At 44.0% G+C, this 14714-nt stretch carries 15 protein-coding genes; 12 read left to right on the top strand and 3 right to left on the bottom strand.

Going from position 1 to position 14714, the window contains the following annotated elements:
- Positions 1 to 94 precede the first annotated feature (94 nt).
- From QUB04_RS06335 to QUB04_RS06305, 7 genes are all read left to right on the top strand, one after another.
- The gene (locus QUB04_RS06335) at positions 95 to 1306 is read left to right on the top strand and encodes a DUF58 domain-containing protein (RefSeq protein WP_333282328.1); all 1212 of its coding nucleotides are present in this window, start codon (positions 95 to 97) and stop codon (positions 1304 to 1306) included.
- A 2-nt stretch (positions 1307 to 1308) separates the two neighbouring features.
- Positions 1309 to 3354, top strand: coding sequence for a transglutaminase domain-containing protein (locus QUB04_RS06330; RefSeq protein WP_333282325.1), 2046 nt, complete (start codon positions 1309 to 1311; stop codon positions 3352 to 3354).
- Between the two features lie 385 nt (positions 3355 to 3739).
- Positions 3740 to 4330 (top strand): sigma-70 family RNA polymerase sigma factor, encoded by a 591-nt coding sequence (locus tag QUB04_RS06325; protein ID WP_333282586.1) that lies wholly within the window; start codon positions 3740 to 3742, stop codon positions 4328 to 4330.
- Positions 4327 to 4773, top strand: a complete 447-nt coding sequence (locus QUB04_RS06320; protein WP_333282322.1) for a hypothetical protein — start codon at positions 4327 to 4329, stop codon at positions 4771 to 4773. The genes QUB04_RS06325 and QUB04_RS06320 overlap by 4 nt, the downstream gene beginning before the upstream one ends.
- A 19-nt stretch (positions 4774 to 4792) precedes the next feature.
- Positions 4793 to 5278 carry a Spy/CpxP family protein refolding chaperone gene (locus QUB04_RS06315; RefSeq protein WP_333282319.1) on the top strand — a complete coding sequence of 162 codons (486 nt, stop codon included), beginning with the start codon at positions 4793 to 4795 and terminating at the stop codon, positions 5276 to 5278.
- A gap of 294 nt (positions 5279 to 5572) precedes the next feature.
- The gene (locus QUB04_RS06310) at positions 5573 to 6262 is read left to right on the top strand and encodes a YqiA/YcfP family alpha/beta fold hydrolase (protein WP_333282316.1); all 690 of its coding nucleotides are present in this window, start codon (positions 5573 to 5575) and stop codon (positions 6260 to 6262) included.
- A 32-nt stretch (positions 6263 to 6294) separates the two neighbouring features.
- Entirely contained in the window at positions 6295 to 7002 is a 708-nt protein-coding gene (locus QUB04_RS06305; protein WP_333282313.1) for an ROK family protein, read from the top strand.
- A 157-nt stretch (positions 7003 to 7159) separates the two neighbouring features.
- Here the strand turns inward: QUB04_RS06305 and QUB04_RS06300 are convergent, their stop codons facing one another.
- The gene (locus QUB04_RS06300; RefSeq protein ID WP_333139346.1) at positions 7160 to 7444 is read right to left on the bottom strand and encodes a WGxxGxxG family protein; all 285 of its coding nucleotides are present in this window, start codon (positions 7442 to 7444) and stop codon (positions 7160 to 7162) included.
- A 182-nt stretch (positions 7445 to 7626) separates the two neighbouring features.
- On the opposite strand from QUB04_RS06300, the gene QUB04_RS06295 reads away from it, so the two are divergent.
- The 3 genes from QUB04_RS06295 to QUB04_RS06285 are packed head-to-tail and all read left to right on the top strand — an operon-like array spanning position 7627 to position 10682.
- Positions 7627 to 8793 carry a histidinol-phosphate transaminase gene (locus tag QUB04_RS06295; protein WP_333282310.1) on the top strand — a complete coding sequence of 389 codons (1167 nt, stop codon included), beginning with the start codon at positions 7627 to 7629 and terminating at the stop codon, positions 8791 to 8793.
- 36 nt (positions 8794 to 8829) lie between these two features.
- Positions 8830 to 10020 carry a DNA cytosine methyltransferase gene (locus QUB04_RS06290; protein ID WP_333282306.1) on the top strand — a complete coding sequence of 397 codons (1191 nt, stop codon included), beginning with the start codon at positions 8830 to 8832 and terminating at the stop codon, positions 10018 to 10020.
- A 38-nt stretch (positions 10021 to 10058) separates the two neighbouring features.
- Positions 10059 to 10682: an Eco29kI family restriction endonuclease gene (locus QUB04_RS06285; protein WP_333282303.1), complete on the top strand. Its 624-nt coding sequence runs from the start codon at positions 10059 to 10061 to the stop codon at positions 10680 to 10682.
- A 62-nt stretch (positions 10683 to 10744) separates the two neighbouring features.
- On the opposite strand, the gene QUB04_RS06280 is transcribed toward QUB04_RS06285, so the two are convergent.
- Positions 10745 to 11323, bottom strand: a complete 579-nt coding sequence (locus QUB04_RS06280) for a hypothetical protein (RefSeq protein ID WP_333282300.1) — start codon at positions 11321 to 11323, stop codon at positions 10745 to 10747.
- 58 nt (positions 11324 to 11381) lie between these two features.
- On the opposite strand from QUB04_RS06280, the gene QUB04_RS06275 reads away from it, so the two are divergent.
- A complete protein-coding gene (locus tag QUB04_RS06275; protein WP_333282583.1) occupies positions 11382 to 11807 on the top strand; it encodes a DUF2358 domain-containing protein in 426 nt (141 codons plus the stop codon).
- Between the two features lie 165 nt (positions 11808 to 11972).
- On the top strand, positions 11973 to 12386 hold the full coding sequence (locus tag QUB04_RS06270) for a fasciclin domain-containing protein (protein ID WP_333282297.1): 414 nt from the start codon (positions 11973 to 11975) through the stop codon (positions 12384 to 12386).
- Between the two features lie 189 nt (positions 12387 to 12575).
- Here the strand turns inward: QUB04_RS06270 and QUB04_RS06265 are convergent, their stop codons facing one another.
- Entirely contained in the window at positions 12576 to 14042 is a 1467-nt protein-coding gene (locus QUB04_RS06265; protein ID WP_333282294.1) for a glycoside hydrolase family 13 protein, read from the bottom strand.
- Between the last annotated feature and the right edge of the window lie 672 nt (positions 14043 to 14714).

Genomic DNA, 14714 nt, shown 5'->3' with positions numbered 1-14714 from the left:
TCGCTCGCGAAAGAAGCGATTGACCAACAATGGGTTAGCAGTGCTTAGCTGCACGCTTTTAGCGGGAATTTTAGGATTAGATACTAATCAGACTGTGACTTATCAAATTTTTACTTTCCTGTTGTCAATTATAGGAATAGCCATAATTTTTAGTAAGTTTTTTCGCTTCCGCTTCAATGCAGTACGGTTGTTGCCAAAGTTTGCCACTGTTGGAGTCACTTTAAAATACCGTATACTTATTCATAACAAAACTAACCAGAGTCAAAATAGCTTAAAATTGTGGGAAAATTTTTCCGACACATACCCAAGCTTTCAAGAATTCATTGAAACACCTGAACCCGGTGAAGAAAAGCGCACTTCATTGGATAAATACTTCGGCTATTATCGTTGGCTGTGGCTGATTTATAGAAAACAATGCGCCACAGCTAAAATCATAGAATTGCCTCCTCTTCCACCCAATAGCAAAACAGAAGTGGTAGGTGAAATTACGCCGTCCTGCAGAGGTATTGTCCGCCTCAGTGGTCTAACAGTTACTAGGTCAGATCCTTTTGGGATTTGGAATGCTTGTAAAACAATTTCCTTGCCCCAATCTATGTTAATTTTACCCAAACTATATCATTTACCACCAATTCAGCTTCCTGGCTCAAGAAGATATCAATCAGGTGGCGTAACATTAGCTTCATCCGTAGGAGATTCCGAGGAATTTAGGTCTCTGCGGGATTATCGACCGGGAGATCCGCTACGCAAAATTCACTGGAAAAGTTGGGCAAAAGCAGGTAAGCCAATGGTCAAAGAAGAACAGGATGAATTTTTCGTGAGGCACGCCCTAATTTTGGATACATTTCAAAGTGTAAAATATAGTGAGATTTTAGAAGAGGCAATTTCAATTGCTGCTTCATTATCCTATGAAGTTCAGACTCAAGAATCCTTATTGGATTTGATGTTCGTCGTTCAAGAAGCTTATTGTTTTACCTTTGGCAGAGGGCTGAACTCGACTGATAAAATGCTAGAAATTCTCGCCTCCGTCGGTGCCTGTCAGGATAAACTTTTTGACTCGCTCACCTCAGTTTTAATGGAAAAAATCTCTCTGCTAAGCGGTTGCATTTGTATATTTTTGTGCTGGGACGAACCTAGAAAAAGATTAGTAAATTATCTGAGAAGTCGCGGTATCCATACCTTAGTTTTAATTTTAACAGAGCGAGACGCTCAATTAGATAGCTTAAATTTAGAGTTGATTAAAGATGACTTAACAAGCTGCCATATTTTAAAGCTAGGTCAAATACAAGAGGAGTTAATGAAATTATGAAAATGCCAGTGTTTCTTTTGGGTTTTAGTGTAATTTTTTGGGGCTGGCAGACGGGACTATGGTTTTTTGCTTTGCCAATTGCTGTGATTTTAGAGGCAGCTAACTGGTTGCCTTATCGGTGGGATTTTTCAGCTAGTGATTTTAGGCGCATTGCTAATTTCTGCCTGATTTTTTTGTGCTGTTTGCTGGTTTATCTCCTGGTCGCCAACCGCTCTATTTACTTGATATATAATGTGTTGCAGTGGCTTCCTGGTGTATTTTTTCCCCTGGTAGCTGCTCAGGGATATTCTGTCAAGGAAAGTCTGGATATACGCCTAATGTTTTTGTGGCTAAACAAAGCCACAAAAAAAGCACCACTTAACCCCTTGATGGTGAATCTAAATTATCCATATTTTATCTGTTGTCTGCTATCCGCTAGTGCGACGAATAGTAGAGAGATATCTTTTTATGCTGGGATATTTGCATTAACCGCTATTGCTTTGTGGTCTGTGAGAACGAAAAGATTTTCATCTATTCTCTGGCTGGGTCTGATGTTAATTGCTGGCAGTATAGGATTTATAGGACAGATGGGCCTGCACCAACTTCACCTAGCAGTAGAACAGCAAGCAATCTCATGGCTTAGTAATGGGAATTCTCAAGAAACAGATTTTTTGAAAAAACAAACGAACATCGGGTCGATGGGATTATTAAAACAGTCAAATGAAATTATTTTTAGAGTGGCTTCTGAAGCTAAACAGACTCCTCCCCGACTGCTAAGAGAAGCCACTTATAATCGCTACAACTCTTCACTGTGGCTCGCCTTAAATCCTAACTTTGTTCCCGTACAACCAAAGACTAATGGCACAACTTGGGATTTAGGCGACCAACTACCAAATCCATCAACGATTACTATTTCGGCTACACTCCAAGGCAACCAAGGTTTATTAAAGCTGCCAGATGGAACTTTTAAAATTGACGCATTGCCTGTCAGTCAGATGGAAAAGAATAAATATGGCACAATTAAAGTGGTGGGAAAAGTTGATATGCTGGCTTATCGAAGCTACTTTAATAATAATTTTTCTGTAGATAGCCCGCCGACAGAAGAAGACCTGCAAATACCAAAATCAGAAATGGCTGCACTGAATAAAATCCTCAGTCAAATGGATATTCAAGGCCAGTCTCCACCACAAATATTAGATAAAATAGAGTGGTTTTTCCTAAAAAATTTCGTTTATTCACTGAAGCTTAGGGGCCAAGATAATGATGCTACGCCTCTATCAACATTTTTACTGAACACTCGCTCTGGACATTGTGAATATTTTGCTACTGCTGCGACACTTCTCCTGAGAAAACTCGGTATTCCAGCCCGTTATGCTGTTGGATATTCTGTTCACGAATTTAGTTCTTTGGAAAACCAATATATTGTAAGAAGTCGCCATGCTCATGCTTGGACTTTGGCTTATATCGCGGGAAAATGGCAAGCTTTTGATGCTACGCCTTCTGATTGGGAAAGCATGGAGGATGCTGCTGCTCCTCCAGGGGCATTTATCTCTGATTTATGGTCGCTATTGAGTTACAAAATTTTGCTGGGGTTGCGATATTTATCAGGTAGCAATGGATTGAAGTATGGGGGAGTCATCCTGCTGGCATTAATATTTTTTTGGAGGTGTAATCCTAATTTTAAGAAAAATGTACGCCTTTTATCTAAGAAACAAAGCTGGCTAAAAGCTATTTCTAACAAAGATTCTTTGAGTCCGAAATCGGAATTTTATTTAATCGAACAGGTGTTAAATGAGTCTGGATTGATTCGCCCTCCTTCCGAGTCTTTTAAAAATTGGATCGAGAGGTTGAAAAAAGAAAAACCGGACTTATATTGTCTCGAAGAGTTAGCATTGTTGATTAAGATTCATTATTGCGATCGCTTCGACCCAAAAGGAATTAAAGACGCACAAAAAGCTGAATTTAAATTGGCTATTCAATCCTGGATCGAGCAATATCGCAGGCAGGCGATCGCCTCAAACTCTCAGGTTGATAAAAGCGGTAAGTCTACTATAGCTTTTCTCAGGTAGATAATGTACAGATTTAGATTTTAAATTGGGGGATTGAGGACTTTTTAAGTGATTCGTAAATTCCCCAATTATTCAATTATTCAATCTAAACTTGTACATCACTTAATTGAGAACCGCTATACATAGCTTTTCTAAATCACTTGTAAAAGTAACGCTTCTGGGGCGAGTCAGAGCGTCCATTTTCTCAACCAAGGCTCGGACTCTGGATTTGGGTTCCCAGGCTTTACATCTCGAAACCCGTTAATTACAGGGAAAATCAGGACACGGGAGTGCCGTTTCCCTACCTGCCGCCTCGTCGAAAAAAAATTTTAAATCCTTTGAACCTTTTTTGCGATCGCCCTGTCTAAACACTTCAGATAACGAACTGGTGGGGGAGACTTCACAGGTGTTAGCTGTGTCAGCCAATGTTTTAACCGATGACTGTTCCGACTCGGACTTAGTTGCTGAGTCTCTAAAGGGCGATCGCACTTGCTTTCGCTACCTTTACCAACGCTACCAACACAAAGTCAGGTCAACCCTTTATCAACTCTGCGGCCCGTCGCTTCTTGACGATTTAGCACAAGAAGTATTCCTGCGAGTCTGGAAAGGATTGCCCAAACTCAAGCACCAGGAAAACTTTTCTACTTGGCTTTATCGAATCACTTGGAATGTGGCTTCCGACCAAAGACAAGCATTTGCTAAACAGCATTCTTTTGACTCCCAACTCAAAAATCAAGAAACAATGGATCGAGTTATTCTCAAAGATAACACATCAGACTTGATGCAGTTGCACTATCAAGATTTAGTGCAGCGGGGACTGGAGCAATTGAGCTTTGAACACCGCAGCGTTTTGGTGCTGCACGACTTAGAAGACATCCCGCAAAAAGAAGTAGCCCAAATTTTGGGACTGCCTGCGGGAACCGTTAAATCTCGCGTGTTTTATGCCCGAAATGCTGTGCGGCAATTTTTGCAAAAAGAAGGTGTCAGCGAGCTATGAATAACCCAAGCAGCGACCAAGAGTTAGTTAATTTCTTGAAGCGACATCGCCCCAATATTCCTGAAGCTGTACCAGATTTAGAGCAAAAAATTCTAGCAGCAATCGAAAGTAATCAGGCGAGTGTTTTCCATGAAACCCACCGCACAAAAACGCGAGAAAGTGCCTCAGCCAAGTCTGATGACAGGTTAAAAATATCCTCTGTTTATAAGTGGGCTTTATCGTCTGCGATTGCTGCTAGCCTGCTAGTTTTTTGGTCTGGCTACCGTCCGTTTGAGACTGCACAATTGCCAGATGAGGAAACAGCTAAGTTAGAAGCATTTTTAGTTACTAACTGGGAGGGTGTCCTCCATGATTCTCCGCAAGAAAGTATGACCGATCGCTCGCAAACAGACTGGTTGACTTTCAGCCCTGGTGCTGACAGTGAACCGCCCACAAATAAGTAATATCAAAGAGGTAATTTTCATGTCAATTCGTCGTATTTCTGCCCTAGCCGTTTTAATGCTGACTCTCGGCAGCACAGCCGCAGCAATAGCAGTTCCTAATCCCCTAGAACCCGAAACAATTGCCCAAAACCAGCGTCCCAATCGACCCGCTGGCAGGGAAGGTGGGATGTTCGAGAAACTTAATTTAAGCGCAGAACAAAAGCAGCAAATGCAGGCAGTGCGCGATCGCTACAAAGACCAAGTTTCCCAGCGAATGCAAGCAGTCCGCCAAGCCAGACAAGAATTGGAAACGATGATGTCCGGCACGGAAAATGCCAGCCAAATACGCGACAAACACCGTCAAATAATCGGATTGAGGCAGCAGTTGGAAGAGGTGCAATTTGAAATTACACTCGCAATGCGAGAAGTGCTCACTGCCGAACAACGTAGCCAATTAGCTCAACTGATGCAGCAGCGCCGACAAACTGTTAAAAACCGGATGCAAAACGGTCAAAAACCGCAGTAATTGACGAGTAGTTTAGAGTGAATCGCAGGGTGCTTACGCACTCTGCGATTCATTGTAAGCAGGTATAAATCAATAAATACAGGCATCGATAAACGCTGGTTTTCTGTAATCTACGCGATGGCTTTCTCTCTTCGGATAATTCGTCTAAAAAGTAAGCGATTTCAAGTCTATGCGAGGGATTTCTCTCTTGGGATAATCAGTAAATATGTTCATCTACTTAGGGTCTTATTTTTTTATTTAATAACTCATTTTAAGTTAAAATAATTAGTTAAGAAGTCTCATAAAAATTTCTGGATGAATCTACAGAACGATTGGAGTTACATTTATTTACACGGATTTGCATCAAGTCCCGATTCCCTTAAGGCAAAATATTTCCGAGAGCGCTTTTCTTCCGTAGGAATTGACCTAAAAACTCCAGATCTCAATCAAAACGATTTTTCCGGCCTCACCCTGACCCGTCAGTTGCAGCAAATAGAAACAGACTTTCTGCAAACCCAATCCTCGCAATCGGCAGAAAAGGTAAAAGAATTAGGCGGAGTTACAATAATAGGGTCTAGTTTTGGGGGGCTAACAGCGGCTTGGTTGGCCGATCGACAATTGTCCGTAAAACAAATAGTTTTGTTAGCACCGGCTTTTGACTTTATCTCCCACTGGCTGCCGCTGTTGGGACAGCAACAGTTAGAAAAATGGCAGTCTGAGAAATATTTGCCCGTTTACCACTACGGCGAACAAGGTTATCTGCCGCTGAATTATCAGTTTGTGGCAGATATGGCTCAATACCCTGAAGAAAAATTAATGCGCTCCGTGCCTACGTTAATTCTTCACGGCAAGCATGATACAATAATACCGATTCAAGCTAGCAGAAATTTTGCCGCTAACCGTCCCTGGGTGCAATTAATCGAATTAGAAGACGATCATTCTTTGGGAAATGTCCTAGCGGAAATTTGGGAAGCGATTCAAAAGTTTTGCCAATTCAAAAATTAAAATTTGACCAACTTGCAAGTCTTAAAAATCAAATGACTGAACAAGATCGATCGACTCGCACCCTAGCCGTTGACATTGGCGGAAGTGGCATCAAAGTTATGGTTTTGGACAATGAAGGCCAGCCCCAAACGGAACGCAGCCGTTTAGAAACGCCTCAACCACCGAAACCGGAACCCGTACTAGAGGCGATCGCCTCTTTAGCAAGCGGACAAGGGGAATTTGACCGAGTATCCGTCGGTTTTCCCGGCGTCGTGCGTCTAGGCGTCATCAAAACCGCAGTGAATTTAGATCCGTCTTGGATAGATTTTGACCTAGAAACTACCCTCAAAGATCGCTTGGGAAAACCTGTGCGAGTGGCTAACGATGCCGATATTCAAGGATTGGGAGCAATTGCTGGGACGGGGGTAGAATTAGTAATTACCCTTGGCACCGGTTTCGGTTCTGCCTTATTTGTCGATGGTATCTTGGTGCCAAATCTAGAATTAGGACATCACCCGTTTCGCAAAGGGGAAACTTACGAACAGCAATTAGGGCGATCGGCATTAGATACAGTGGGTTCCAAAAGATGGAATCGCCGTCTGGAAAAAGCGCTCACCTATCTGCAAAATCTCTTTAATTGCGATCGCATTTACATCGGCGGCGGCAATACTAAAAAGATTGCTGTTGAGTTACCGCCACAGGTTAAAATAGTACCCAATGTGAGCGGTTTATTGGGCGGGATTGCTTTGTGGCGCGATTGAATAAACTTTGTGGCTAAAATGGCCATCAATAATATCAAAGAAACCGGATTTTTTGGTTGGATTAAAGGCAATAATCCAGTCTTTAGGTAAAAAACCCGGTTTCTGAATCCACGACGGTTGATTGGGTTTTTGGCTGGTGCGAGATCCGTTTAAAAAATTATTCGCCCATCGGATCGCGGTAGCGTTTGGGTTCATCCTTGCGAAAGAGATTCGCCAAACCGAGGATGCCCAACAAACCCAAAGCACCCCAATGATTGTTGTCTTCTTTGCTTTCTTGAAGGGGAGTGGTGTCTAGAACAACTCCATTAGACTCAGTATTGTTCTGTGCCGGAGCTGACTCCGTTTGAGCTGAGGCAGGCATAGCTGAAGGGAGAACAGCCAAACTCAAAGCTATGAGGGTAGCGGCGGCATTTTTAGATAAATCGGAAGGCTTAACTTTCATACTCGGTCTCCAAATATCAGCAGTTACTTTATCAAAATAATCAATTTGTTACAGCCGACGCATCAATCGATCGACAGAAACTAAATCCCCCTCTCCTCTTGCTTTCGAGATAGAACAAGCTCTATGCTAAGTTCAGATGCTTCTAAGCAGATAATCTAAAATAAAAAGTCGTAAATTATACCATGCTTCCCTTTATCCGAAAAGATTTAGCCGAACTTACCGCATACACTCCCCATCCGGGCGGCACATCAGGAGAATCAGCGCACTCGGAAAGTGCGATCGATCGCCTCGATACCAATGAATGCCCCTACGACTTGCCAGAAGAATTAAAAAAAAAGCTAGCTTGGACTTACCAGCAGTTAATTGAGACAAATCGCTATCCCGACGGAGGCCACGCAGCGCTCAAAGAGGCGATCGCCCAATACGTCAATGAATCAATCACAATCCCCCCGCTAGGTGGCGTTACACTGCCCAAAACCGCCATTACAGCAGACAATATTTCTGTGGGCAACGGTTCCGACGAACTAATTCGATCGCTTTTAATAGCTACTTGCTTGGGCGGCGCCGGCTCTATTTTCGTTGCGAATCCCACCTTTTCGATGTATGGAATAATCGCCCAAACCCTTGGAATTCCCGTTGTGAGTGTTCAGCGGAAAGAGGAAAATTTTGAAATCGATATCGAGGCGGCTAAAAGGGCGATCGCCCAAAATCAAAATCCCCCCGTGCGCGCCGTCTTTGTCGTTCATCCCAATTCCCCCACAGCCAATGCTTTGACACCAGATGAAATAGAATGGCTGGAAAGTTTGCCGTCAGAAATATTAGTAGTAATTGACGAAGCCTATTTTGAATTCAGCCAAAATACTTTAGCAGACCAATTGCACCATCACCCGAATTGGATAATTTTGCGGACATTTTCCAAAGCATTTCGGCTAGCATCAATGAGAGTCGGATATGCGATCGCCCATCCCGAACTCACAGCCGCCTTAGAAAAAATCCGTCTCCCCTACAACCTTCCCAGTTTCTCGCAAACCGCAGCCGAGTTAGCCCTGGCGCAGCGGCAGTTATTGCTAGCAACCATTCCCGAAAATCTATCAGAAAGAGCCAAATTAATTGCAGCGCTAACTCAGCATCAAAAATTGCAAGTTTGGCCGAGTGCGGCTAACTTCGTTTACCTGCGGGTAAAAGCTCGTGAGGGCGAATCTGCCGAACAGGAACACAAACAAATCATGCAGCAGCTAAAAGATCGAGGTACTTTAATTCGGCACACCGGGGGAGGTTTGCGAATTACGGTGGGTAGCCCGGAGGAAAATCAGCGGACAGTCGATCGAATCGCAGCGATTTTAGATTAAAATTAATATCCACCGTTGCTCAATACAATGCTAATAATGAACTCTGTAGAACTATTCAGCGGAGCAGGAGGCTTAGCAATAGGCGTATCAAAATCAGGCTTTTGTCACAAAGCAGTTATCGAGCTGGACAAAAATGCTTGCGAGACAATTCGAGAAAATCAGCGGCGGGGTGTAAAAGCGATTTCAAACTGGCCTGTTTTTGAGACAGATATCGCTAAATTCGATTTTACATCCCTAGAACTCAAAGAGGGGGTAGACCTCCTAACTGGAGGGCCGCCGTGTCAGCCTTTTTCTGTAGGAGGAAAACACTGCGGGAGTGAGGACGATCGAAATATGTTTCCGCACTTTTTTCGGGCCGTGCGAGAACTCAAACCCAAGGCATTTGTGATCGAAAATGTTAAAGGTTTATTGCGTTCCTCCTTCACTAAATATTTTGAGTATATTGTCCTACAACTCACTTATCCAGAAGTTGTACAAAGACTGGATGAGGATTGGCCCCATCACCTGTCCCGGTTAGAACAGCATCATACCGCCGGTCGCGGTGAGGGACTATCATACCGTGTAGTGTTTCGCTTACTCAACGCGGCAGACTACGGCATTCCCCAAAAGCGCGAAAGGGTTTTTATTGTAGGTTTTCGATCGGATTTAGGATTAGAGTGGTCTTTTCCTGAACCGACTTGTTCTCAGGAAGCCTTGCATTGGGAGCAATGGGTGACTGGCAATTATTGGGAGCGCAATCACATCTCTAAAAGCGATCGTCCAGACATACCTAGCAAGCTTTCCTCGCGCATATTCAATCTTCAGTTCAACTTGTTTCCACCTCAAAAACAGCCTTGGCGCACTGTGCGGGATGCCATTTCGGACTTACCACAAGAAGGCAATAAAGAAAGCCAAAACAGGGTACTAAATCACATTTTTATACCAGGAGCCAGAAAGTATCCAGGCCATACGGGCAGCTTGTTAGATGAACCAGCTAAAACTTTAAAAGCAGGAGTTCACGGGGTCCCTGGAGGAGAAAATATGTTAGTTGAGCGCACGGGAGAGGTGCGTTACTTTACGCTTCGCGAAGCTGCTAGACTGCAAACTTTCCCTGACGAATACTTCTTTCCTCACAGTTGGACAGAAACTATGAAGCAGTTGGGGAATGCTGTACCAGTCGCTTTGGCAGAAGTTATTGCCTCTAGCATTAGATTGCGGCTGGAGACAGTTATAACAGCGAGAGTGTAGTCAATGAATTTGAGATTTTAGATTTGAGAATTTACTCCATGCTCGAAGTATTTAGAGTCCCGCCAGATATACAAGAAAACTTAATCGCTTTCTGTGGCAAGCAAAATTGTTATAATCTTCAGGAACTGGATCGTGTCAGGGAGGATTTGATCCAATATTGCGGAGCATATTTGCTGTACTACCAGGGCGACTTCTCAATGTATAACCTTATTAAACAGGCAAACTTGAGTAAGTGCTGTCTGCCAATCTATGTAGGTAAAGCAGCTCCGGGCGGTCGTCGGACGGGGCGTACAACTATTGGCAACACTCTTTACGGACGGTTGTCAGAGCATAGAAAATCTATTGAAGCTGTAGACAATCTAAAAATTGAGGATTTTGCGTTCAAAGTCGCGCCGATGGAAATCGATTTAGTTTCATGGGGAGAAGCAGTGTTGATCCGTCACTTCAGCCCTGTTTGGAATAGAGAAATATCGGGATTCGGGATACATGACCCTGGAAGTGGGCGAGCAGGGCAAAAACGTTCTGTATGGGATAGATTGCACCTCGGTCGCACTTTTGCCACCAAGCTTCCTGTAGGGAATACTCCGCTCGATATTGATGCTTTGTCGGTTAGTATAACACAGCATTGTCAGCGGATGATAGAAGAGTTAGGGTGTCCTTAATTTGGCGTCTGATTCGATAGTTGGCTGCCCCATTTGAGAATTGGGAAATAGATAAAATATTTTCATCCTCGATCATTTTCTTGTCGCGCCGCCCGAATGGTTTGGGGAAATACGCCTACTAAAAGTGCCAAAGCTTCATCGGGAATTTGTGCCACCGTTTCCGAATCCAAATATTGTTCAAACTGAGTTAAAACCATTTGTGCGCGTTCCAAAGCTGTAGGCTTTGCCGTTAACTGTTCCATTAACCGCACCCACTGCCGCCGAATTCCCAAAGCTTTCTGTATTTCTTCGGGAGATTGAGGGCAAACCAAACAAAAATCGCCCACGGGAATCGCCTGCTGAGAGTCAACATCAAAAGCGCCCCCAACGGCAGCCCCAGGCCCGGCAAACTCCGCGTGGAAACGTTTAATCAAAATTAGGCCGTTCCGGCGACGGCTATCTACCATCAACAGCTTGCCGCTGTTGATTTCTGCGAGAATGTCAGAGGAGTGGGGGTGTTCTGTCAAATCTGTGCCAAGGTTTCGATTTCGCAAGTCCGGGTCAGCAGAAAGGCCGAGGCGGACAATATAATTAGAGGTAAGATTAGAGCTGGTTGAAGTATCAATTTTTTTCTCCTCCCGCTGCCGATCGAGATTATTCATTTAAAGTTATAAATTAATACTGTCACAAGGTGGTAGTTTGAGCGCGATCGAATATCAAATGCAGGTAGAACAAGCAGTAGACACCCTGAAAGCGGATCTCCCGACGCTTTTTGAAAAAGACATCTCCTACGACATCTACACAAAAGATGTTTATTTTCAAGACCCTGTTAACAAATTTAAAGGAAAAATCAACTATCGCATTATCTTTTGGACTCTGCGATTTCACGGGCAGCTATTCTTTAACGAGATTTACTTCGACCTGCACGACGTAGGTCAGACAGCCCATGATACTATTGTGGCAAATTGGACAGTTCGCGGGACACTGCGGGTTCCCTGGAAAGCTCGGATTTTTTTTAACGGCTACTCTACTTATAAACTGGATAAAGACGGCTTAATTTACGAACATATCGACACCTGGGACCGAGAACCCGGAGAGATTTTAAAGCAGTTTTTCCGCAAGGGGGAGGATGCGACCCAAGTATAAGCCCAAAAGGTCGATCGCGCCTCGCCATCAGGGTCGGCAACCGAATTAACTTATAATGGCTAAAATAATCATCATCCCTCCGATTCATTTTCTGCTATTTGTAAATTGCTAAAATGAGTGTCGCCTCTGATTCATTTTCTGCTATTTGCACTCCTGAAAAACATCATGGCTGATATTGTCGAGACTGCCACCAATGCCGGCTCTTTCAAAACCCTCGTGACTGTTATTGAAGCGGCTGGTTTGTTAGATTTATTGCAAAGTCCGGGCCCCTACACCGTCTTAGCACCCACTGACGAGGCATTTGCCAAAATTCCTACGAATACTATTACGTCTTGGCTGGAAGACATACCCAAGCTCAAGAAAATTCTGACCTATCACATTCTGTTTGGCGAGGTACTAACTGAGAACTTGCTTGAGTTAAGTTCTGCAGAAACAGTTGAAGGTTCTGTGGTGGGAATTGATACTTCTGACGGACTTAAAGTGAATGATGCTAAAGTTCTCACTTCCAATATTCTTGCTGACAATGGCGTCATCCATATTATTGATGCGGTGCTAATACCCGCATTAGTTTCAGCATAATCAAACTTGCGGCATCTCTAAATTTAGTAGGGTGCTTATGGGCGCACCTTACATTTTAAACTAGAGAAATTACGCAAGTGTCACAATTAGTAAGGTGGGTCAGATCCCAAACCATCGATCATCCGTCCATAACTCGGTCTGACGCACCCTACAAGTCGATTGAATCGTGACACTTGCGTAATTGCTGAACTAATTATCCGAACCTAAAATCAATGCCGATCGCGCCGGCAGCATCAATTCTAAAAGGCGAGTTTCCCCTTCACCTTTCCACACAAACTCGCCTTTCCCAAACAGCAATTTATCGTGAGCAGATTTCAGATTAGCTGGCTCAAAGCTAATATTAGCTTCTTCGGTCGCGACATTGACAGCAACAACTATTTCCTCATCCCCCAAAATTCGGGCAAAAACGTAAACCGTTCCCTCAGCAAACAGAACTTGGTACGAACCAGTGCGGAGGGCAGCGTATTTGTGCCGCAAACCTATCAACTGCTTGTGATAATCTAAAACATCAAGTTCCCAGCGAGCTTGTAAGGGAAAACTGCGGCGAGAATCGGGATCGAGAGCACCGGGCAAACCAACTTCATCGCCGTAGTAAATGCTAGGAGCTCCGGGAAAAGTTAACAGCAGCAAAGTTGCAAGTTCAACACTAGCTTTATCGCCTCCTGCAATTGTTAACAACCTCGCAGTATCGTGACTGGCTAACAAATTAAGTTGAGTTAGCTGTATCGGCCAGGGGTACAGTTCCAAAACCTGCTGAATTTTGTCGCCGTACTCTTTAGCAAAAAGCGGCGGATAGGGATGGTAAGCACGACCTTCAATTTGAGTTAAATCTACCCTGTCCCCCGCTGCAAAAGCAATAGTCGGCGCAGCAAAAAGATAATTCATTACGCCGTCAAATTGAGTACCGTCGAGCCATTCTCTCGCATCTTCCCACACTTCGCCCACAATGTAAGCTTCGGGATTAACTGCTTTAACTCGGTCTCGAAATTCCTGCCAAAATCCCGGGGTTTTAATTTCAAAAGGAACGTCCAGTCGCCAGCCATCGACGCCGAATTTAATCCAATATTCGGCGATTTCCATGATGTATTCTCGCACTTCTGGATTGTCGTGATTGAATACAGGAAGGGCTCGATTCCCATCCCAACCGGCATAATTAGCAGGAAAATTGCCGTCGTAAGCAGATAATGGCCAGCCTTCAATTTTAAACCAATCGAGCCAAGGAGAACCGGGGCCGTTTTCGAGGATGTCGTGGAAGAAGAAAAAGCCGCGGCTGGCGTGGTTGAATACGCCGTCGAGGACAACTTTGATATTGCGATCGTGAGCTGCGTCTAGAAGCTCTTTAAAAGCCGGATTGCCACCCAACATCGGATCGACTTGATAGTAGTCGTGGGTGTGGTAGCGGTGATTGCTGGCCGACTGAAATATGGGGGTGAAGTAAATTGCGTTAATCCCTAAGTCTTGCAAGTAGTCTAGCTGTTCCATCACGCCCCACAAGTCGCCACCTTTGTAGCCTTGCAGGGTGGGCATTGCCTGCCATTCTTCCCACATGAAGTTTTGCAGCATGCGTTTGCGAGGCTGTTTGCTTTTGGCGAAGCGATCGGGGAATATTTGGTAGAATACGGCGTTTTTAACCCAGTCCGGCGTTTGAATTTGCATACACTTTTTCTAGCTTTTAGGGGTTAGGCTACAGTAGTAGATGTTTCTAGGGGATCTAACTTTTGGTAGAGAATAGACATTTTATCCCTTTTTGTCGATCGACAAATTGTAAAATATTACACAATTTTGCAGTCAATCTAAGATTGAAAACTGACTCTACCTAGAAATTTATCGTCCCGACGGGCGGCGCTTCCTGAGTGCTGTGGACTCGCACAAACTCAGATAACAGGAACGCCAGCAAAAAGAACCGGATCAAATTCAAGCAGAACCCGCTCGCGAGGAAGGGCCCATAAACAGCGTCAGCGCCCGTGGCGGTGCGATCGACCTGCCTTGAAAAAGAACAACAGCGCCATGAGCCTCGATCGAGAAATTGTGAAAACGGGGAATTTACCCAAAAAACTTGTTATTAACAGCCAAAACCCCGAACCTTATTCTTTCCTTAAACTGCCTTTATTTAGGGAAGGGTATTTTAACTCACAACTCAAAACTTTTTTAAATATCCATTATGGTTTGATGGGTATTTTAACTCACAACTCAAAACTTCTAACTCCAGTCCCGGACGCACTCCAACTCTCATAAACCGGGTTTTTTAACTCTTATTGAGGGTTTGAAGAAGTATTTGGATTAAACAACCCGGTTTCTGTGTAAGCGACTCAACTCATAACTCAAAAC

Source organism: Microcoleus sp. D2_18a_B4, from assembly GCF_036702475.1.
Lineage (GTDB): Bacteria > Cyanobacteriota > Cyanobacteriia > Cyanobacteriales > Microcoleaceae > Microcoleus.
The sequence above is the reverse complement of the archived record's forward strand: the minus strand, read 5'-3'. Positions and strand labels throughout refer to the sequence as shown.

Coding starts and splice junctions, on each gene's coding strand:
- QUB04_RS06300 (WP_333139346.1), bottom strand. CDS start 7,444: ATGAAAGTTAAGCCTTCCGATTTATCTAAAAATGCCGCCGCTACCCTC.
- QUB04_RS06285 (WP_333282303.1), top strand. CDS start 10,059: ATGCTCGAAGTATTTAGAGTCCCGCCAGATATACAAGAAAACTTAATC.
- QUB04_RS06290 (WP_333282306.1), top strand. CDS start 8,830: ATGAACTCTGTAGAACTATTCAGCGGAGCAGGAGGCTTAGCAATAGGC.
- QUB04_RS06270 (WP_333282297.1), top strand. CDS start 11,973: ATGGCTGATATTGTCGAGACTGCCACCAATGCCGGCTCTTTCAAAACC.
- QUB04_RS06330 (WP_333282325.1), top strand. CDS start 1,309: ATGCCAGTGTTTCTTTTGGGTTTTAGTGTAATTTTTTGGGGCTGGCAG.
- QUB04_RS06320 (WP_333282322.1), top strand. CDS start 4,327: ATGAATAACCCAAGCAGCGACCAAGAGTTAGTTAATTTCTTGAAGCGA.
- QUB04_RS06315 (WP_333282319.1), top strand. CDS start 4,793: ATGTCAATTCGTCGTATTTCTGCCCTAGCCGTTTTAATGCTGACTCTC.
- QUB04_RS06310 (WP_333282316.1), top strand. CDS start 5,573: ATGAATCTACAGAACGATTGGAGTTACATTTATTTACACGGATTTGCA.
- QUB04_RS06280 (WP_333282300.1), bottom strand. CDS start 11,323: ATGAATAATCTCGATCGGCAGCGGGAGGAGAAAAAAATTGATACTTCA.
- QUB04_RS06275 (WP_333282583.1), top strand. CDS start 11,382: ATGCAGGTAGAACAAGCAGTAGACACCCTGAAAGCGGATCTCCCGACG.
- QUB04_RS06265 (WP_333282294.1), bottom strand. CDS start 14,042: ATGCAAATTCAAACGCCGGACTGGGTTAAAAACGCCGTATTCTACCAA.
- QUB04_RS06305 (WP_333282313.1), top strand. CDS start 6,295: ATGACTGAACAAGATCGATCGACTCGCACCCTAGCCGTTGACATTGGC.
- QUB04_RS06295 (WP_333282310.1), top strand. CDS start 7,627: ATGCTTCCCTTTATCCGAAAAGATTTAGCCGAACTTACCGCATACACT.